We start from the raw sequence: 18,873 nt of genomic DNA on the forward strand, positions 1-18,873 counted from the left end.
CGATGCTGAAACGATTCCTTCTGATCGCCGCACTCCTCCTATCGGTCACCCCCGCTTCGGCACATGGCCCGACCCCGCACAAGGTGGAGGAGAGCATCGTCATCGCGGCAGCCCCCTCCGTGGTGTGGGAAAAGCTTGCGGACTTCGCCGGTCTCGCCGGCTGGCATCCGCTGGTCGCGACCTGCACGGTTGCGGCAGAGACCGCCAGCAACGTCGAACGGACCCTCACCCTGCGCGACGGCGGCGCGCTGGTGGAGAGCCTGGACGAGATGGATGCCGCTGGACGGAGCCTTTCCTACCGCCTGATCAAGCCGAACCTCGACAGCTTTCCCGTGAGCTTCTACTCGGCCACGCTTACGGTGAGCGAAGCCCCGAACGACGGCAGCACGGTGCGATGGTCCGCACGCTTCTACCGCGGCGACACCGGGAACTACCCGCCCGAGACACTCGACGATGCAGCCGCCCAGGCGGCGATGACCAAATTCATACAGGCCGGGCTTGGAGGTCTGAAGGAGAAAACGGAACGGCGCTGACCCAGGCTCCGGCGGACGATCGGCTCAACGGATCGCCTTGGCCGGCCCGACCAGCCAAGCCCGCGAATCGCTCGAGGCGTCCTGGCGCTCGCCCAGTCACAGGTTGTCGTTGCCTGTCGCCGGAAACCGATGCAGGACGACGCCGACCGGCGTTTGCCTCAACCATTGAGCGCAGCCCACGGATAGCGTCACTGGGCAGAAAAAGAAGCCTGCCAATGGATATTTGGCAGGCTTCCGAGAGTTAAATGCCCTTTGTGCAGAAACAACATACCGCCGCATCGGCAGCATTGTCAATGTATATTTTGCGAATCGGCAACATATTTGGATTCATTCTGTTGCTATATATGGCATTATAGGCATTATTATTTGCGTCTATATTTATAGATATCGTCCATTCCCACGCCAGAGGAATGCCTACTCTCCATAATCATGCCGACGGCGCCTCACAGCTCACGCAGTTGAAAAGACCCTCGCCGCGGTCGTCCCGGCCCCACTTTCCACAGCCGGAGAGGTCACGGCCGGAGAGATCGCGACCGGCTGGCCGGGTACAGCCGATTTCACCGCGTCCCGTCGAAGCGGTTTGAGAGACCGAAACCATCGACTGACCTGAAATATCAAAAAATTGACCGATCCGATCAAGCAGTTTGGAGCCATTTCCCAAATCTTGATTGGGCAAGTCGTCTATCGGCATCGGCAGCAATTGAGCCCACCGACCAAGCTTCCGCTAAGAAGGACGCTATCCGTGCAACACCGATCAAGCTCAGGGAAATCACTAACTCCCCGGCGCCTCGACCAAGAGATTCGAGTCGTTCCATCAGAAAACAAGATTAAAATCTCTGTGACCATGTTCGATGATCGATAACGCGTCGCTTGGCATTCCATTTTTAAAATATTCGCGCCCACATTTTCGTTCCAACGCCCGATTTGATTAAGATAAATATCCGAAGGACCGGAAATATCCGATCCCATTTCTTCGGATGCTCCCTCCCGACCACCCGCACCCGCCGGGCGAACGGCCTCCGCCGCCATCGTGAGCGCAGGAATGCTCGCCCCCGGCGCCTTCAGGAAAGAACGACACGATGAGCGACCTGCCCAGGATCGATTTCCTCTATCTCTCGGAACAGGACATGGTGAAAGCCGGCGTGACCGACATGGCCGCCTGCGTGGACACGATGGAAGACATGTTCGTGCTGCTGCATACCGGCGATTACCGGATGGCCGGCGCCAACAACGACTCCCATGGCGCCATGGTGGTCTTCCCGGAAAACTCGCCGTTCCCGACCATGCCGAAGCCGACGGCCGACCGCCGCTTCATGGCGATGCCCGCCTATCTCGGCGGCAAATACTGTACCGCGGGCATGAAATGGTACGGCTCGAACATCGCGAACCGCGAAAAGGGCCTTCCCCGCTCGATCCTGATGTTCACGCTGAACGACGCCGACACCGGCGCTCCCCTGGCGCATATGTCGGCCAACCTGCTCTCCGCCTACCGGACCGGTGCGGTTCCCGGCGTCGGGGCCCGGCATCTGGCCCGCCGCGACTCCCGCGTGATCGGCGTCTATGGTCCCGGCGTGATGGCGAAAACCTCGCTGGCGGCCTTCATGGCGACCTGCCCGAACATCGATACGGTGAAGGTCCAGGGCCGCGGGCAGAAGAGCCTCGACAGCTTCATCTCCTGGACGCGGGAGACCTACCCGCAGATCACCACGATCGAAGTCGTCCACGACATCGAGACCATCGTCCGCGGTTCCGACATCGTGACCTACTGCGCATCCGGCGAGACCGGCGACGTTTCAAAATACCCCATCGTCAGGCGCGACTGGGTCAAGCCGGGCGCGTTCCTGTCGATGCCGGCATCCTGCGAGATCGACGCCGGCATGGAAAAATCCGACATCCGCAAGGTGATGGACAACATCGGCCTCTATGAGGCGTGGTTCGAAGAACTGCCCAAGCCCGCCCATGTCCATGTCCCGGTCATCGGCGTCCGCTTCATGGACATGATCCATGAAGGAAAGATGGACCGCGAGGAACTCGAGGATCTGGGCGCGATCTGCGCCGGCGCCCGGCCGGGCCGCCGCAACGACGAGGAGATCATCATCCTGTCGGTCGGCGGCATGCCGGTCGAGGACGTCGCCTGGGGCACCGTCGTTTACCGCAATGCCGTGAAGAAGGGGATCGGGGTGACGCTCAATCTCTGGGACACGCCGGTTCTGCGCTGACCCGTTCCCCCCTGGCCCTTTCCCCTGGCATTTGAGAGCGTCCGAAATGGTGAAGATCACCAAAGTCAAAACCGGCACGAAGCTGGAAGAGATCAGCAGCTACTCGCGCATCGTCGCGGTGGACGACTGGATCTTCGTGTCCAACACCGCCGGCCGCAATCCGGAGACGAAGGAGATTCCGGCCGACGTGACCGCCCAGACCAATCAGGTGTTCGACAACATCGAACGGGCGCTGAAGGCGGTCGACGCCAGCCTGGCCGATGTGGTTGCGACCCGGGTGTTCATCCAGAATCCGGAAGACACCCACACCGTCATGGGGATCTTCGGCGACCGGTTCCGCGGCGTCGATCCGACCACGACCGTCACCTGCCCGCCGCTCGGCTCGACCACCTACAAGGTGGAGATCGAGGTGACCGCCTACCGGGGCAGCAGCAGGGCGGAGGTGGAGCGCATCACACTCTCCCCCTGATCCCCCTGCCCGTCACCTTCCCCGCGCCTTTCGCATCAAGGACATCCGCCATGGCCCCGGTCATCTCTCCCGTTCAGACATCCACGGTTCTGCCCAAGTCGACGACCGTCGTCGTGATCGGGGGAGGGATCGTCGGGCTGGTGACCGCCCTGACCCTCAGCGAGCGCGGCATTCCGGTGGTGGTTCTGGAAAAGGGGCGGCTGGCGGGAGAGCAGTCGTCCCGCAACCTCGGCTGGGTGCGCAAGACCTCCCGTTCCGCCCCCGACCTGCCGCTGGCCCTGGAATCGGACCGGCTGTGGGGCGCAATGAACGCGCGCACCGGCATGGATGTCGGATACCGGCAGGCCGGGATCATGTTCCTCGCCAGGACCGAGGCCGAACTCGACGTTCATCGCCGGTGGATGAAGACGGCCGAGGCCCTGTCGCTCGACACGCGGATCCTCTCGCCGGCGGAGGTCGACCGGCTGGTGCCGGGCGGCACGGGCGGATGGGCCGGGGGCATCCACACCCCGTCGGACGGCCGCGCCGAACCCACCCTCGCCTCCAGCGCCATCGCCGCGGCAGCGATGGCGAAGGGCGCCGTCATCGTGGAGAACTGCGCCGTCCGCGACCTGTCCCGGACCGGCGGCAGGGTGAGCGGCGTCGTCACCGAAAGAGGGGAGATCGCCTGCGAGCAGGTCGTTCTCGCCGGCGGACTGTGGTCCCGCCGTTTTCTCGGCAATCTGGGCGTCTTCCTGCCCACCCTGCCGCTGGTGTGCTACGCGATCCGCACCGCGCCGATGGACGGCCCCACCGACATCGCCGTCGGCGCTCCCAACTTCTCCTTCCGCAAGCGCAAGGACGGCGGCTTCACCATCTGCCAGCGCGGGGCTGTCGGCTCGCCGCTGGTCCTCGACCATGCGCTGCTCGGCATGCGTTATCTGCCGATGTTCCGCGAAGGGCGCAGCCAACTGCGCATCAGCTTCGGCAGGGAGTTCTTCGAGGATCTCATGCTGGCGCGCCGCTGGCGTCCCTCCGCCGCCACGCCGTTCGAAAAGGTGCGGACGATGGACCCGCGTGTCGATCACGGCATCAACGCCGAGGCGATGGAGAATATCAGGTCGGCCTGGCCCGTCTTCGCCAAGGCAAGCATCGAGGAGGTCTGGGGCGGCACGATGGACATCACGCCGGATTCCCTCCCCGTGATCGACAAGGTCGAGACGATCCCCGGCCTGACGCTGGCCACCGGCTTCTCCGGCCACGGTTTCGGCACCGCCCCGGCGGCCGGGCAGCTCGCCGCCGATCTCGTGACCGGCGGAGCGCCCATCGTGGATCCGACCCCCTACCGCCTCGCCCGCCTGCAGTAATCGAAGCCTCCCCCTCACGCGCAACATTTCCACCCTGCCATATCCGGATTGGCGAACCGGACGAAGCCGACGTGCCTGAAAGGCAGGGCCCGGCCCGGCGATTTTCTTCGTATTTCTCATAACAATCATCTATAATAGCAATTATGGTTCTCGGCTCATCGGACGGGTGGCACAGTGCATGAGCCGGCCTAGCCCCCGACCGAGGCCGGGCCGGTTCCGCCATTCCCGAAAGCCGGGCGGGACCGTTGGCGGTCGCGATCCTCTCATCCTTCTGGAGGAGCATCTTTGCTGGACATCACGCCAAATCCATCGGGAGCAGGCCCTTACCTTCCGCGGATTGCGACGGTCCGGACATCGGACATCGACGAATGTGCCGGGCAGGCACGGGGATGGTCGATGAGGTTCGTCCAGCTTTCCGGCGGCCGCTTCGATGGCAGGCTGACCGATATCCGGCTCGACCGCATGCAGCTCCTGCGCGACGTGGCCAACGCCTCCCTCGCCAAGCAGGGAACAGCCCCCAGCGGCACCATGGTGTTCAACCTGCCGATGGACGCCCACGGCGAGGGGCGTTTCGCCGGACGGGCACTGACCTTCCCAACCTGCATTGTCTCCGGCAGCGAGCTGTCGGAACTGTGCTCCCCCCGCCGGCTCGATCTGGTCTGCATCGCAGTCGAGCGCCGATGGCTTCTGGAGATGGCGGAAAACCAGGGCCGGGCGTCCGCCGCCCGCCGCCTGCGCAAGATACAGCCGTTCCTGTACGGCGATACAGCGCGGATGTGGCCCTTGAAGACCGCCGTTTCGGACATCTTCGCCGATCTGCCGGTGTTGGCCCGCGCCCTGGATCAGGCCGCGAGCCGGTTGGCAATCGAGAATGAGATTGCCGATCTGCTGCTGGACATCCTGTCGGAGGACGAGGAACGGCTGTGCATCGACACGCCGCAGAAACGGATCGCCGAGAAGGCGCGGGCCTATGTGATGGAGCATGCCGAGTTGCAGCCCTCGGTGGACGACATCTGCCGCCATGTCGGCGTCAGCCGCCGCAAGCTGCAGAACTGCTTTCACGACACCTTCGGCTTCAGCCCGACCCACTTCCTGCGGACGATGCGGCTGGACAGAGTCCGCCGGGACTTGCGGGCCGCCGGGCGTGGCCCGGTTTCCATCGGCGACATCGCCGCCCGCTGGGGATTCTGGCACTGGAGCCGCTTCGCCAACGAATACCGCGCCCTGTTCGGGGAGTTGCCGTCGGAAACGCTGCGCCGCCCGCGCGACTGAACGCACGGGCGGCAACCACACCGAAACGGATCAGAGCGCGTTGACGCGCGGCACCCGGCCGTGCCAGGGCTGGGCGGCTTCCAACTGGCCGGCCAGCGAGAACAACAGGTTCTCCCCGCCGAAGGGCGCCGCGAAATGCGAGCCGACCGGCAAGCCGTCCGCCGACCAGAAGAGGGGAACCGACATCGCCGGCTGGCCCGTCGCGTTGAACAGCGCAGTGAAGGGCGAGTAGCTGTGGAACAGGTCGATCAACTCGTCGAGCGTCTGGGAATCCTCCATGTCCAAGGCGCCGATGGCGACCGGCGGCTTGGCCAGCGTCGGCGTCAGCAGCAGGTCGAAACCGGTGAGCAGCGCGGCCATGCGCCGCCCCAGCATGTGGATCGAGTCCACCGCGGCGGCATAGGCGGCGCCGCTGACCTCGCCCTTGGCGCGCAACAGGATGCGGGTGCGCGGCTCCAGCACCGATTCATCGGCCGGACGCCCCGACATGGCGCCGACCATATTGAGCAGGCTGCGGGTCTGGGCACCGATGATGGTGAAGACGCGGTCGTAGAACTCCGCTGCGCTGACCGGCAGTTCGGTCTCCTCCACCCGGTGGCCGAGGCTTTCGCACAGGCGGACGGTGTGGTCGACGGCGGCGAGGCAGTCGGGATGGGTCGGCCAGGGCGCCAGAGACCGCACCAGCCCGATGCGCAGTGCGCCCGGCGGCCGTGCAACGGCATCCAGGAACCGGCCCTCCTGCGCCGGAGCCGCATAGGGATCGCCCGGAGCGGTGCCGGCGGTGGCGTCGAGCAGGGCGGCGCTGTCGCGCACCGACAGGGTGATGGCGTGCCCGATGCCCATGCCGGCCCAGCCTTCGCCGATCAGCGGGCCGTTCGGAACGCGGCCGCGCGTCGGTTTCAGGCCGAACACACCGCAGCAGGAGGCCGGAACCCGCAGCGAGCCGCCGCCGTCGTTGCCCTGGGCGAAGGGAACCACGCGCGCCGCCACCAGCGCCGCCGCACCGCCGCTCGATCCGCCGGGGGAATGGCCGGGCGACCAGGGATTGCGGGTGGCGCCAAACAGCTGGGATTCGGTGCTGTAGGAGGTGCCGAACTCCGGCGAGGTGGTGGTCCCGGCGATGATCGCCCCTGCCTTGCGCAGCCTGTGGACGAGATCGGAATCGAGCGGGCCGGTCGCCTGCTCGAACAGGCGCGAGCCGTTGGTCATGCGGGCGCCCGCGACCGGCAGGAACAGATCCTTGACGAAGGTCGGCACCCCGGCGAAGGGGCCGGCACCGCGTTCCTGGTTGCGGGCGGCGTCGCGCGCCGTCTCGAACAGCGGCTCTACGATGGCGTTCAGCGTCGGGTTGACCCGGTCCAGCCGCGACAGGGCGTCATCCAGCGCCTCCAGCGGCGTGACGTCACCCCGGCGGATCCGCTCCGCCAGATCGAGCCCGTCCCGCCACGGGGCGGTCGATGTCGGGTGTTGCATGATGCGATCTCCAAGGAACAAAGCTGAGGCGGGGACCGCGGGAGCAGGCTCCCGCGGCAATGGTTGCGGGGAGCTCAGGCCGATCCGGCCTCACCGGCCGGGACTTGGCGGCGAAGCCCGATGACCAGCCAGACGCCGGCCAGCCCCAGGAGGGCGAGGCTGAACACGCCGATCGCCGCCGGAACCCCCTGGGCATCGCCCTGCACATGGGCGGCGATGGCCGCGATCACGATGGGGCTGCCGAACTGGCCCAGATAGAGGCAGGAGGTGAAGCCGCCGACGCCGCGGGCGCGGGCGGCCTCCGGCAGATGCTCCAGCAGCGGGGCCAGCGCATTGGGAACCAGCAGGCCGACGCCGGTCCCGCCGATGGCGACCGCCACGAGAGCCATCTCGTAAGTGCCGGCATGGACCAGCAGCCACAGACCCACCGCCATCAGCGCCAGCAACAGCGCGTTGACCATCCGGGTGCCGAGCAGGCGGCGCAGGCCCGGCCAGATGATGGAACCGAACAGCGACGACAGCAGCCCCAGCCCGGCCGCCAGACCGATCAGGGTGGAGGAGCTGACGCCCAGCGCGGCGATGATGCCGGGCGCCTGCACCGGCACGATGTTGGCGCCGAGCATGCCGGCGAACACCAGCAGGCAGGCCACGGCCATCCTGCGCCGGTTGTCCCGGTCGAAGGCCGCCTTGGGCCGCTCGGACCGTGGGGTGCGGACCGGCTCCCACAGCACCAGGGCCATGGCCGGCAGCAGCAGCAACGGCAGCAGATAGAGCAGGAATGGCGTGCGCCACGAGCTTTCGCCGGCAGCCCCGCCGATCACGAAGAACAGCGACCCGACCACGCCGATCGTCACCACCTGCCGGCCGATGTAGCGCGAGCGTTCGGCGCCGCTCCAGTAATCGCCGACCAGGATGGTGCAGCAGGTCATCACCATCGCTTCGGCGCAGCCGAACAGCAGGCGGGAGAGCAGGATGAGCGACAGGTCGTTCAACTGGCTGGGGGCGGCGCCCAGAAGGGCGTAGAGCAGCGTCCCCAGGATCAGCATCGGCTTTCGCCCGAAACGGTCGGCCAGCCAGCCGGCGACCGGGGCGAACAGCGCGATGGCGAGCGCCGGCCCGGCGACCACCAGCGGGATCAGCGCATCGGCATGCGGTGTGGTGGGGCCGAACTCGGCGGCGAGCTTGGGCAGCACCGGTGCCACCATCACCGCGCCGACGATGGTCAGGCTGCTGCCCAGCAGGATCACCGCGCCCTGGCGCGCCGTGGCCGGGCGTGGCGGTGTCGATGGAAGGAATGAGGGTTCGGTCATCGTTCCGCCCCCTCAGAAGGAATAGCCGACGCGCAGCGCCGTCGCATAGCCCTGGGCCCGGTTCCGCGCCCCGAACTCCTTGTAGGCATGGAAGGCGACGAGCGGCATGCCCGGTTCGACGTAACTGACCGCCGGCCCCAGCGCGAACACGCGCGCCCGGTTGCCGTCCCCCGATCCCGGTCCGCTGTCGTCGGTGATCTGTTGATACCAATAGCCGCCGAGACCGGCCACGACCGGCCCGAAATGCTGGCCGACGGCGAACTCGTGCTTGAATTCCATGCCGCTGCGGTAGTCGGTTTTATGGTTTACCGTGTTGATGTCGAGTTCGAAATTCGACGACAGCTCGAATCCGCCTTCGGTGATGTAGGTCACGCCGACCACCGGGGCGAAGGACCAATGGTTGGATCCCGGATTGAACAGGCGGTTCGCGTCATAGGATCCGGTCGGCGCCTGGATCTGGGCGACCGCGTTGACGAACAGCGACTTCGACCTCCATTGCAGCATGAGCGGATACAGCTGGATGTCGCCCAGCTTGAAGGTCTGGCTTTCGAGGGTCAGCGGCCCGCCCGGCGTCGGCACAGTCACATGCCCGCCCATATCGAGAAAGGGGACGACGCCGCCGAAGCCGACATTGGCGCCGAGGAACTGCGTCTCGGTCATCTTGATGTAGGCGGCGCCAAGCGACAGCACATGCATATTGAAATCCGACAGCCGCGTGTTGCCGCCGCCGTCCTTGACCGAACTGGCCGAATAGTAATTGGTGCGCAGGCCGACCGTACCGTAGGGCGTCGGGGGCGGCAGGATGCCGGCGCCGAATTCGAACACGCCGAAAGGCGTGGTCGGCGCTCCATTCTCGGTTGCAAGCGCGGGCGATGCGGTCAGGCCTGCCCAGACGGCGACGGCAAGCGCGACCGGACTCCAGAAGCGGCGCATCGATTTTAGTTTGCTCATGTTGCTCCCTGCTCTTTTTGAAAATTGCTTTGTGCAGAAAGCTTAGGCAGCCAACATTTACCCCGGTTATCCGGATTCGGCACAAATTCGGCAGGCGCGGACGGATGACCGGCATCCGGCCCCCGCTCCGGCTCCGCATCCGGGTTCCCGCCCCCTTCAGTCCTTCGACAGGGAACCGCCAACCGATTCCGCTTGCCAACTGCGGGCAGGAATTTGATATTCGAGGTCATAATCCCGCAGCCGGATCCGAATCATGCCGAAGAAGACGTCTTCCGGCGATGAGCCCAAAATTTGGGCAATGGTCACGCAGAGCCTGATCGACGCGCTGAGAGGCCGGGGCTACGCGCCCGACACCTTGCTCGGCCGCTTCGGATTGTCGGAAGCGACGCCGCGCGACCCTTACCGCGACATTCCCCTGCGCAACTATGTGGCCGCGTTCGAAGCGGCCGCCGCCTATGTCCAGGACGGCAATTTCGGGTTGTCCGTCGCCCGCAACCTCTCACCGCTCACCCTCGGGCCGGTCGGGCTGCTGTTCACCACCGCACCCACGCTTGGGGCGGCACTCAACGGATTCATCGAATACAACTGGCTGGTCCAGCAGGGGACGACCTGCAGCATGACGCGGGATGGGGATGCATGCGTTTTCCGCTATCGCATCGAAGACAAGCGGATTTTTCCGCGCCGGCATGACGCGGAATTCTCGCTGGCCATCGTCGTCGAGATGATGCGGTCGCTGGCCGGCCCGGGATGGCGTCCGCTGGAGGTGCATTTCGAGCATGCGGCCCCGGCCAGCCTCAGAACCCACGACGCCGTTTTCAAGGCACCGCTCTATTTCAACCAGCCGGCCAACGAGCTGATCTTTCCCGCCGGCGATCTCGCGATTTCCCGCAGCGGCGTCGACCAGCGGGTCAGCGGTTTCGTCGAGCATTACCTCGGCATGCTGCGCGAGCGGGCTGCGCCCACCCAGTCGCTGGAGGACAAGGTCCGCCGCATGGCGTCGGATCATTTCCCCGGCGACGGCTGCTTCCGCATGGAATCGACGGCCCATGCCCTCGGCCTGTCGCCCAGCACCTTGCAGCGGTCCCTGCGCCGGACGGGGGAAAGCTTCTCGTCCATCAAGCAGGACAAGCGGCGGGCGCTGACGGCGAACTACCTGACCGGATCGGACCTGTCGATCACGGAGATCGCCCATGTCCTGGGCTATGCCGACGGCGCCTGCTTCACCCGCGCCTGCCGCCGCTGGTTCGGCATGACGCCGTCGATGTACCGGAAGCGGCACCGAACGCAGGATCCGATTGCGGAGACGGAATGACGGCGGGCCGGACGTCTCTGCCGACGTCCGGCCCGGCTCCGCAATCGCGAAGGGCTCAGTCGAAGACCCGGCCGAGATTCTCGTACAGGTCGGGCTTGCACAGCCGGATCACCCGGGCCAGCAGCAGCCCGCCCAGCCCGAAGGCCAGAACCACCACCGGGAAGGCCTGGACGATGTGACTGTCGCTGCCGGTCAGCAGTTCCAGATTCTCGGTGACCAGGAAGAAGGCCCCGATCAGGCCGATTGTGGCGACGGCCGGCATGACCAGGGTGGAGAGCAGGCCATGCTCGCCGCGGTGGTTGCGCTGGAAATACATGATGATCGCCAGGGAAACCATGATCTGCACGGCCAGGATTCCCAGCACCGCCAGCGCCGACATCCAGGAGAAGACCACCGCGAACCCGTCGGCGCCGCCCAGCACGAAGGCCAGCAGGATGGCCCCCGCAGAGAGGGTCTGCACTGTTCCGGCGACATGGGGGGAATTGTGGACCGGGTGGATCGCCGCCAGCTTGTGCCAGGCGACACCCTCGCGGCCCAGCGCGAAGAAATAGCGGTTCAGCGTGTTGTGGAAGGACAGGACGCAGGCGAAGAAGGACAGCACCAGCAACCCGTTCATCAGCGCGACCGACCAGCCGCCCAGCACCTTCTCGGCCGCCACGAAATAGAGGGCTTCCTTGTTGTTCATGGCCTCCTGCTGGATTTGCGCGGAGCCGTAATACTGGGCGATGGCCCAGGTGGAGAAGGCGTAGAACAGGGTGATGAGCAGCACGGCGACATAGGTCGCCCGCGGAATGGTCACCGCCGGATCGCGGGCCTCCTCGCCGAAGATCGCCGTCGATTCGAAGCCGATGAAGGATCCGACGACGAAGACCAGGGCGATGCCCAGCCCCGGCCCGAACACGACCGAGGGCGAGAAATTGTCCAGGCTCAGCCCCTGGGGGCCGCCGCCCTGGAACAGGATGCCGACATCCAGCATCAGCAGCACGATGAATTCGAGGATCATCGCGACGCCGAGGATCTTGCCCGAAAAGGAGATGTTGCGCTGGCCGCACAGATGCACCAGCAGAAGCATCGCGAAAGACCAGCCGTACCACGGCACCTCAACGCCTTGGCCCGCCAGCATTCCCGACAGGAAGACGCCCGCCAGCGCATAGACCGCGATCTGCACCGAACTGTAGGTCAGAAGCGAGATCAGCGCGCCGCCGACCGCCAGATGCCGGCCCAGGCCCTGGGCGATATAGACATAGAAGGCCCCGGTGCCGCCGACATGATGGCTCATGGCGGTGAATCCGACGGAGAAGACGATGTAGAGAAGCCCGGCCAGCACGAAGGCGCCGGGGACGCCTGCGCCGTTGCCGAAGGCGAAGGCCGCGGGCGACGCCCCCACCACCGCGGTCAGCGGAGCGGCGGCGGCGACGACGAAAAAGACGATATGGGCAAGTCCGATGGAATTCCGCGACAGGCGCTCACCGTTGGGCGCATGGGCGGTTGCGTCGAGGGACATGAGATTGACTCCCTGCGTAGGTTTTTATTGTGTCTGGACTATGAACGTATTTTCAGCCGGCCCCATTGTATTCCGCGCCATTTTTCCGATAGAGTGCGCCAACCCCCCGCCTGCGGACCGCCCCCCATGCCCCCTGCCAATACTCTATCCGCCAGCCGGAGATCGGCGCTGATCCGGGCCTCTGCTCTTGCCCCGCTCTTTACCCATCTGTCCCAGTACAAGATGGATATTGCTGAGTTTTTGGGCAGGCATGGCTTAATTCAGGGCATGGTGACCGATCCCTATTCAAGGCTTCCTCTGGCGCAATATGTCAGGTTGTTCGAGAGCGCGGCAGATGACCTGGCGGAGCCGAATCTGGGGATCAAGCTCGGCTTGAAGATCCGCCCGGCCGACATCGGGCCGATGGGTGTTCTGTTCTCGCTGTCTCCCACGGTGAGAGTCGGATTTGAGCGGCTCTCCACCTACGTGAAGGCCCTGCAGGGCGGGACCCAGTCGACCCTGTTCGAGGTGGGCGAGGATCTGGTGTGGAGCTACCGCATCGCCGACGCGGCGCTCTGGCCGCGCCGTCAGGATGCCGAATACACCCTCGTCGCCAACTGCCAGCTGGTCAGATCCTGCTTCGCGCAGGACTGGCGGCCGGTCGAGGTGCATTTCGAACATGCCGAGGAGGGCGACGCCGCCCTTCTCCAGCGGGTTTTCCGGGCACCCGTGCTGTTCCGGCAGTCGGGAAACCGCTTCGTCATGCGCCGCGACGACGCTTCGCGCATCCATCGGACGGAAGACCGTGGCCTGACCACCATCCTCGAACACCACATCGCCGATCTGATCGGACAGGAATATGCCGAGGAAACCATTGCCGAGCAGGTGCTCGCGCTGATCGGCCTCTATCTCGGGCAAAAGCCGATCACGGTCGAAACGCTCGCCCGCGATCTGCGGATGTCGTCCCGCAACCTCCAGCGCCGGCTGGCCGAGGAAAACACCAGCCTGCGCGACCTGTTGACCCAGCACCGGCAGCAGATGGCCCAGGTCTACCTGTCCCAGAAGGGCGCGCGGATCTCCGAGGTGGCCAGTGCGCTCGGCTATTCGGACGAAACGGCGTTCTGGCGCGCCTTCAGGAGATGGACCGGGGTGGAACCCAGCGCATTCCGCCGGGATGCCCAGCGGGACGCCGATGGGACGGCCGGCGAAGCCGATCCCGACTGAACTTTTCACTCAAGTGATTGGCGGCGGCCGAGGGACCGCATGAACTCCTCGGTATGGCCGCCCAGCGCATCGGCCAGCGCCTTCACGTCGCCGACGTCGCGCGCCAGCCCGCCGACCGCGTCGCGGGTGTCGCCCGTCAACGCCTCGCAGGCGCCGATGCGGTCGGCGGCGCTCGCCGTCCGGTCGGCGACATGCTGGATTCCGCGTGAAATCTCCTCAGTCGCCGCGCGCTGCTGCTCGACGGAGGCGGAAATGCCGGCCATCACCTGCCCCAGCGTGCCGATGGCGCCGGCCAGGGCGCCGGTCGATTCCGCCGCCTCCCGCGCGACCGCCTGGATGCGCGCGACCTCGGCGCCGATCTCCTCGGTGGCGCGGGCGGTCTGCCCGGCGAGCGCCTTGACCTCGGTCGCGACCACCGCGAACCCCCGTCCCGCCTCGCCCGCGCGCGCCGCCTCGATGGTGGCGTTCAGCGCCAACAGGTTGGTCTGGTTGGCGATGGTGCGGATCAGATCGACGATGCCGTCGATCCGCCGAGCGGCGGCATCGAGACGGCCGACGATCTGCCGGGCCTGATCGGCCTGCCCGTCGGACCGTTCCGTCACGCCGAGGCCCGACAGAAGCTGGCGGCCGATTTCCGAGATCGAGGCCGAAAGCTCGATCGCCGCGGAGGCGACCCCGTCGGCCGCACCGTTCGCCGACGACACCGCATCGGCGCCGACCTTCGCCAGCCGGCTGGCGTCGACGGCCAGCTCGGACAGCCTCGCGGCCTCCTGCACCGCGGCGCCGACCTTCCGCGACAGATCCGCCTCGACGGTCCTGACGGTGGCGCTGAAGGCGCCCGACAGGTCGCGCAGGAAATCGCCCAGCTCGCGCTGGCTGCGCTGTTCCGCCTGCCGCGCCGCGACCAGCGCATCGATGTTCTGCCAGAAGCTCAGCATCACCGGGTAGCCGGCGATCCTGCAGGTCATCAGGGTGATGACGACGTGAAAGAGCGTGCCGTCCTTGCGGACATGCTGCCATTCGAAGCGGTGGTGGCCGTTGCGCTGGGCCAGCTCGACGATCTCCAGGCTGGCATCGGCCGACCGCCTGCCGTCCGGCTGGTATTCCGGATCGAAATCGTCCGGCGACACGCCGAGAATGGCCTCGCGGCTGTCATAGCCCAACATGCGCAACGCCGCATCGTTGCAGTCGACGACGACGTCCCGATACACCAGCATGAAGGCATCGGGCGACGCTTCGAAGATATGGCGGAACAGGTGCCGCCGGAACCGCCGGCCGCCCGGCCGGCCTGCAAGGATCGCATCCAGCATGTCTTGAATTTCCCACAATGCGGCGGCGCCGATGGCCGAAGCCGGATGGCGTGAAGACGGGGCGGGCCATGGCAACCCGCCCCTCGCCCGAACTCAGCGGAAGGCGACGCAGACAGACTTGGTCTCCAGGTAATTGTCCAGCGCGCCGCGCCCGTGCTCCCGGCCGATCCCCGACTGCTTGAAGCCGCCGAAGGGCATGTTCTGGTCCGGCAGATTGTGGCTGTTCACCCACACCGTCCCGGCCTGAATCCTGGGAACATACCGCATCATCTTGTTGAGGTCGGTCGTCCAGATCGACGCCCCCAGCCCGAAGCGGGTGTCGTTGGCCAGCCGGATCGCCTCGTCGGCATCGTCGAAGGGGGTGACGGTGACGACCGGGCCGAACACCTCCTCCTGCATCAGCGCCATGTCCTGGCGCACGTCGACGAACAGTTCCGGCGCGACATAGAAGCCGTCGGCGGGCGCGCTGCCCCGGATGACGGGCTTGGCGCCCTGTTCGACGCCGCGGGCGATGCAGGCCTGGACATGGGCCTTGTGGCGCGCCGACACCAGCGGGTTGATCTGGTGGCGCGGGTCGAGGCCGGAGCCGATCGACAGGCTGCGCGTGACGGCGGAGATGGTGTCCAGCACGCGGTCGTAGACGCCCTTCTGCGCATAGATGCGCACACCGGCGCAGCAGGTCTGCCCGGTGTTGAAGAAGCTGCCGACGCCGGCGGCGACGCCCAGCAGATCCAGGTCCATGTCGTCGAACATGATCATCGGCGCCTTGCCGCCGAGTTCCAGCGTCACCCGCTTCATGTCGCGCACCGCCTGGACACCGATCAGCTTGCCGGTCTCGGTGGAGCCGGTGAAGCTGATCTTCGCGATGCCGGGATGAGCGACCAGCGGCGCGCCCGCCTCCTCGCCCATGCCGGTGACGACGTTGACCACGCCCTCCGGGATGCCGGCCTCCAGGCAGAGCTGCGCCAGCCGGATGGAGGTGAGCGGCGTCTCCTCCGCCGGCTTCAGCACGACGGTGCAGCCGGCGGCCAGGGCGGGCGCCACCTTCCAGGCGGCCATGGTCAGCGGGAAATTCCACGGCGTGATCGCCGCGACGACGCCGACCGGCTCCTTCCGCGTGAAGGCCTGATAGCGCATGCCCGGCGGGATCGGGATCGACACGTCGAGGGTGGACCCCTCGATCTTGGTCGCCCAGCCGGCCATGTAGCGGAAATACTCGGCCGTTCCCTGAACCTCCAGCAGCCGCGACATCATGATCGACTTGCCGTTGTTCAGCGTCTCCAGCTGCGCCAGCTCCTCGCCGTTTGCCTCGATCAGGTCGGCCAGCCGCAGCATGGCCGCCTGACGCTGCGTCGGCGGCAGGCGCGACCACGGCCCTTCGAAGGCCGCCTGCGCCGCCTTGACGGCGGCATCGACATCCTCCGCCCCGCCGGCCGGAACCTGCGCCAGAACCTCTCCCGTCGCCGGGTTGTGGACCGGATAGGTGCGGCCGCTGAGGGCCGGAACCGACCCGGCGCCGATCACCATCGCCGGCGCCTTGAGAAAGTCGACGACCGCCGGGGAAAGCTGCTCCACGGCGCTGTCGGGCTGTGCGATTTTCATGATGTCTCCCTGTTCATTGTCGGCGGTGCCGCGGTCATTGGGTCCGGCGGACCAGGACGAAGTCGTATTCGGCCAGCCACCCGTCCGTCGGGTTATCGGCGGGCTTGAAATCGACGATCAGCCGGTCCTTGACCCCGAACACCGCGTCGGAGTCGAGATAGCTGTCGCCGGCAACGAAGATGTGCGTGATCAGGCGCTCGAACCCCGGAGCGCCGATCAGGAAATGCATGTGCGCCGGCCGCCAGGGATGGCGCCCCAGCGCCGCCAGCATCCGCCCCACCGGTCCGTCCGATGGAATGGGATAGGACACCGGCTTGACCCCGCGGAAGGCGTAACGTCCGTCCTCCCCGGTCACGAAGACCCCGCGGTTGTTGAAGGGCGGCTGGATGTCCGGCTGCTGGACGTCGTAGAAGCCATCCGCATTGTCGGACCAGACATCGACCGAGGCGCCGGCGACCGGGTTTCCGTCGGTGTCGAGCACCCGCCCGCGGAACAGGCACGGCTCGCCCTTGCCGTCGAGGCTGATCGACTCCCCCATCTGCCGGACCGGCGCGCCATCGACATGGAACGGCCCGAAGACCGTGCTCTCGGTCGCCGGTGCCGGCCACCGGTGGTTGATGGCGTCGACCAGCATCGACGCGCCCAGCACGTCCGACAGCAGGATGAACTCCTGCCGGGTCCCGCTGCACATCCGGCCCGTCTCGGTCAGGAAGCCGATGGCCTGCTCCCATTCCTTCTCGGTCAGCGCGACGTCCTTGATGAAACCATGCAGATGGGTGATCAGCGACGTCATGATGCGCCGCAGACGGGGATCCGCCCCGGCACCGATGCGGTCGATCACCGTCTCGGCGGAACGGGCTTCACTGAAATAGCCGGACATCGTCCCTCCTCACGAGGACAGCGGTTCCGCCCCGTCCCAGGCACGCGCGATCAGGTCGCGCAGGGCCGGACGTTCGAGGGGGCGGGGATTCCAATAGGGGTTGGACAGGGCCAGATCGGCGGCGCGGTCGATCCCGCCCTCCGGCATTCCGAGATCCTTCAGCCCGGCGGGGGCGCCGACCGCCCGGCCGATGCGGAACAGCGCCGCCGCCGGATCGGGACCGAGAACGCGGGCAAGCCTCTCCATCGCGCCGGGGATGGCCGGCGCGTTGTAGGCCAGCGCATGGGGCAGCACGATGGTGTGGGTTTCCGAATGGGGCAGGTCGAAGCTGCCGCCCAGCGTGTGGCAGAGCTTGTGATGCAGCGCCATGCCGACCGATCCCAGGCAGACGCCGCACAGCCACGCGCCGTACAGCGCCCGGCTGCGGGCGGCGAGATCCAGGGGATCGGCGGCAATCGCCGGAAGCGCGCCGGCCAGCGCGCCGATGGCCTCTACCGCCAGCGCGTCGATGACCGGATTGCTGTCGCGGGCATAGAGCGCCTCGACGGCATGGGCGATGGCGTTGATGCCGCTGGTGCCCGACAGGCCGGCCGGCAGGCCGAGCGTCAGCTCGACGTCATAGATCACCACCTCCGGCAGGATGCGGGGCGACGATTGCGTCCGCTTCTGGCCGTTGCTGGTCTCACCCAGGATCGGCGTCATCTCCGACCCGGCATAGGTGGTCGGCAGCACGATCTGCGGCAGATCGGTGCGCAGCGCGATGGCCTTGCCGAGCCCCGTGGTCGATCCGCCGCCGATGGCGACGAGGACGTCGGCCTTGAGGCTGCGCGCCCGGTCGGTGGCGTAGTCGCTGATGTCGACCGGCGTGTGCATCGCCGCGCCGGGAAAGACGCCGACGGCACGCGCGCCCAGCAGATCGGCGAGCCGCTCGGCATCGCCCTGCTGGGCCGGGGTGGAGAGGATCAGCGCCCGCTTCGCCCCCAGGCGGTCGACCTCGTCGGGCAGCCGGGCGATGGTTCCGGGACCGAAGATCACGCGGGCGGGATTGCCGACATAGGTGAAGCTGCGCGGTTCCGAAGTGAAATCCTTGAGCGGATCCATGTCAGACTCCTCCGGCTTGCGGAAGCGGGTAATCCACCTGGTGGCGCTCGATGCGCAGGCCGTCGAGCGCGTCGCGCACGCTGCGGTGGGCCGGATGGTCGGCATAGGTGCGCAACGCGTCGGCACTCTCGAAGTCGGTGACCAGAACCATGTCGCAGGCATAGGAAATCCGGCTTTCGTCGATGCCGATCTCCAGATGGGTCATTCCGGGGATGAGCCCGCGCAGGGATTCGAAGCCGCGCTTTACCGCCTCGACATTGATCCGCTTCTCTTCGACCGTCGTACCGGTGACCCGCCACATGACGATGTGGCGGATGGGGGTCCGGACGATTGCACGATCGCTCATCGACAGCTCCTTGGGATTTGGCGGGAAAGCTCCGGACGCCGA

The 18,873-nt window shown here is 66.6% G+C and carries 16 protein-coding genes; 7 read left to right on the forward strand and 9 right to left on the reverse strand.

Annotated elements, in window-relative coordinates; all coding sequences use genetic code 11:
- Nucleotides 1-2: 2 nt before the first annotated feature.
- From AZOLI_RS18045 to AZOLI_RS18065, 5 genes are all read left to right on the forward strand, one after another.
- Nucleotides 3-533: an SRPBCC family protein gene (locus AZOLI_RS18045; RefSeq protein WP_014188599.1), complete on the forward strand. Its 531-nt coding sequence runs from the start codon at nucleotides 3-5 to the stop codon at nucleotides 531-533.
- Between the two features lie 1,079 nt (nucleotides 534-1,612).
- The gene (locus AZOLI_RS18050) at nucleotides 1,613-2,752 is read left to right on the forward strand and encodes a tyramine oxidase subunit B (RefSeq protein ID WP_014188600.1); all 1,140 of its coding nucleotides are present in this window, start codon (nucleotides 1,613-1,615) and stop codon (nucleotides 2,750-2,752) included.
- Between the two features lie 46 nt (nucleotides 2,753-2,798).
- The gene (locus tag AZOLI_RS18055) at nucleotides 2,799-3,221 is read left to right on the forward strand and encodes a RidA family protein (protein WP_014188601.1); all 423 of its coding nucleotides are present in this window, start codon (nucleotides 2,799-2,801) and stop codon (nucleotides 3,219-3,221) included.
- Nucleotides 3,222-3,271: 50 nt separating this feature from the next.
- Nucleotides 3,272-4,567, forward strand: coding sequence for an NAD(P)/FAD-dependent oxidoreductase (locus AZOLI_RS18060; protein ID WP_014188602.1), 1,296 nt, complete (start codon nucleotides 3,272-3,274; stop codon nucleotides 4,565-4,567).
- 396 nt (nucleotides 4,568-4,963) lie between these two features.
- Nucleotides 4,964-5,839: a helix-turn-helix domain-containing protein gene (locus AZOLI_RS18065; protein WP_014188603.1), complete on the forward strand. Its 876-nt coding sequence runs from the start codon at nucleotides 4,964-4,966 to the stop codon at nucleotides 5,837-5,839.
- A gap of 30 nt (nucleotides 5,840-5,869) precedes the next feature.
- Here AZOLI_RS18065 and AZOLI_RS18070 read toward each other — a convergent pair whose 3' ends face one another.
- The 3 genes from AZOLI_RS18070 to AZOLI_RS18080 form a co-directional block, all read right to left on the reverse strand.
- Complete coding sequence (locus AZOLI_RS18070) at nucleotides 5,870-7,312, reverse strand: amidase (RefSeq protein ID WP_014188604.1); 1,443 nt, start codon at nucleotides 7,310-7,312, stop codon at nucleotides 5,870-5,872.
- A 74-nt stretch (nucleotides 7,313-7,386) separates the two neighbouring features.
- A complete protein-coding gene (locus AZOLI_RS18075; protein WP_014188605.1) occupies nucleotides 7,387-8,622 on the reverse strand; it encodes an MFS transporter in 1,236 nt (411 codons plus the stop codon).
- Between the two features lie 12 nt (nucleotides 8,623-8,634).
- Nucleotides 8,635-9,555 carry a SphA family protein gene (locus AZOLI_RS18080; protein ID WP_014188606.1) on the reverse strand — a complete coding sequence of 307 codons (921 nt, stop codon included), beginning with the start codon at nucleotides 9,553-9,555 and terminating at the stop codon, nucleotides 8,635-8,637.
- 271 nt (nucleotides 9,556-9,826) lie between these two features.
- Here AZOLI_RS18080 and qhpR point away from each other — a divergent pair, with 271 nt between their 5' ends.
- Nucleotides 9,827-10,885: an AraC-like transcriptional regulator QhpR gene (qhpR, locus tag AZOLI_RS18085; protein ID WP_162488262.1), complete on the forward strand. Its 1,059-nt coding sequence runs from the start codon at nucleotides 9,827-9,829 to the stop codon at nucleotides 10,883-10,885.
- A gap of 55 nt (nucleotides 10,886-10,940) precedes the next feature.
- On the opposite strand, the gene AZOLI_RS18090 is transcribed toward qhpR, so the two are convergent.
- Nucleotides 10,941-12,389 (reverse strand): APC family permease, encoded by a 1,449-nt coding sequence (locus AZOLI_RS18090; protein ID WP_014188608.1) that lies wholly within the window; start codon nucleotides 12,387-12,389, stop codon nucleotides 10,941-10,943.
- Between the two features lie 126 nt (nucleotides 12,390-12,515).
- Between AZOLI_RS18090 and AZOLI_RS18095 the strand changes: the two genes are divergently transcribed.
- Nucleotides 12,516-13,592, forward strand: coding sequence for an AraC family transcriptional regulator (locus tag AZOLI_RS18095; RefSeq protein ID WP_044551629.1), 1,077 nt, complete (start codon nucleotides 12,516-12,518; stop codon nucleotides 13,590-13,592).
- A gap of 5 nt (nucleotides 13,593-13,597) precedes the next feature.
- On the opposite strand, the gene AZOLI_RS18100 is transcribed toward AZOLI_RS18095, so the two are convergent.
- From AZOLI_RS18100 to AZOLI_RS18120, 5 genes are all read right to left on the reverse strand, one after another.
- Nucleotides 13,598-14,902, reverse strand: a complete 1,305-nt coding sequence (locus AZOLI_RS18100; protein WP_014188610.1) for a methyl-accepting chemotaxis protein — start codon at nucleotides 14,900-14,902, stop codon at nucleotides 13,598-13,600.
- 93 nt (nucleotides 14,903-14,995) lie between these two features.
- Nucleotides 14,996-16,504 (reverse strand): aldehyde dehydrogenase family protein, encoded by a 1,509-nt coding sequence (locus AZOLI_RS18105; protein WP_014188611.1) that lies wholly within the window; start codon nucleotides 16,502-16,504, stop codon nucleotides 14,996-14,998.
- Nucleotides 16,505-16,538: 34 nt separating this feature from the next.
- A complete protein-coding gene (locus AZOLI_RS18110; protein ID WP_014188612.1) occupies nucleotides 16,539-17,384 on the reverse strand; it encodes an intradiol ring-cleavage dioxygenase in 846 nt (281 codons plus the stop codon).
- Nucleotides 17,385-17,393: 9 nt separating this feature from the next.
- Nucleotides 17,394-18,485, reverse strand: coding sequence for a maleylacetate reductase (locus AZOLI_RS18115; protein ID WP_014188613.1), 1,092 nt, complete (start codon nucleotides 18,483-18,485; stop codon nucleotides 17,394-17,396).
- Between the two features lies 1 nt (nucleotide 18,486).
- Nucleotides 18,487-18,831: a Dabb family protein gene (locus AZOLI_RS18120; RefSeq protein ID WP_014188614.1), complete on the reverse strand. Its 345-nt coding sequence runs from the start codon at nucleotides 18,829-18,831 to the stop codon at nucleotides 18,487-18,489.
- Between the last annotated feature and the right edge of the window lie 42 nt (nucleotides 18,832-18,873).

The sequence above is a fragment of the Azospirillum lipoferum 4B genome, assembly GCF_000283655.1.
Classification (GTDB): Bacteria; Pseudomonadota; Alphaproteobacteria; order Azospirillales; family Azospirillaceae; genus Azospirillum; species Azospirillum lipoferum_C.

Excerpts from the sequence above, each read along its gene's own strand:
- AZOLI_RS18045 (WP_014188599.1), top strand. The coding sequence starts at position 3 with ATGCTGAAACGATTCCTTCTGATCGCCGCACTCCTCCTATCGGTCACC.
- AZOLI_RS18050 (WP_014188600.1), top strand. The coding sequence starts at position 1,613 with ATGAGCGACCTGCCCAGGATCGATTTCCTCTATCTCTCGGAACAGGAC.
- AZOLI_RS18055 (WP_014188601.1), top strand. The coding sequence starts at position 2,799 with ATGGTGAAGATCACCAAAGTCAAAACCGGCACGAAGCTGGAAGAGATC.
- AZOLI_RS18060 (WP_014188602.1), top strand. The coding sequence starts at position 3,272 with ATGGCCCCGGTCATCTCTCCCGTTCAGACATCCACGGTTCTGCCCAAG.
- AZOLI_RS18065 (WP_014188603.1), top strand. The coding sequence starts at position 4,964 with ATGAGGTTCGTCCAGCTTTCCGGCGGCCGCTTCGATGGCAGGCTGACC.
- AZOLI_RS18070 (WP_014188604.1), bottom strand. The coding sequence starts at position 7,312 with ATGCAACACCCGACATCGACCGCCCCGTGGCGGGACGGGCTCGATCTG.
- AZOLI_RS18075 (WP_014188605.1), bottom strand. The coding sequence starts at position 8,622 with ATGACCGAACCCTCATTCCTTCCATCGACACCGCCACGCCCGGCCACG.
- AZOLI_RS18080 (WP_014188606.1), bottom strand. The coding sequence starts at position 9,555 with ATGCGCCGCTTCTGGAGTCCGGTCGCGCTTGCCGTCGCCGTCTGGGCA.
- qhpR (WP_162488262.1), top strand. The coding sequence starts at position 9,827 with ATGCCGAAGAAGACGTCTTCCGGCGATGAGCCCAAAATTTGGGCAATG.
- AZOLI_RS18090 (WP_014188608.1), bottom strand. The coding sequence starts at position 12,389 with ATGTCCCTCGACGCAACCGCCCATGCGCCCAACGGTGAGCGCCTGTCG.
- AZOLI_RS18095 (WP_044551629.1), top strand. The coding sequence starts at position 12,516 with ATGCCCCCTGCCAATACTCTATCCGCCAGCCGGAGATCGGCGCTGATC.
- AZOLI_RS18100 (WP_014188610.1), bottom strand. The coding sequence starts at position 14,902 with ATGCTGGATGCGATCCTTGCAGGCCGGCCGGGCGGCCGGCGGTTCCGG.
- AZOLI_RS18105 (WP_014188611.1), bottom strand. The coding sequence starts at position 16,504 with ATGAAAATCGCACAGCCCGACAGCGCCGTGGAGCAGCTTTCCCCGGCG.
- AZOLI_RS18110 (WP_014188612.1), bottom strand. The coding sequence starts at position 17,384 with ATGTCCGGCTATTTCAGTGAAGCCCGTTCCGCCGAGACGGTGATCGAC.
- AZOLI_RS18115 (WP_014188613.1), bottom strand. The coding sequence starts at position 18,485 with ATGGATCCGCTCAAGGATTTCACTTCGGAACCGCGCAGCTTCACCTAT.
- AZOLI_RS18120 (WP_014188614.1), bottom strand. The coding sequence starts at position 18,831 with ATGAGCGATCGTGCAATCGTCCGGACCCCCATCCGCCACATCGTCATG.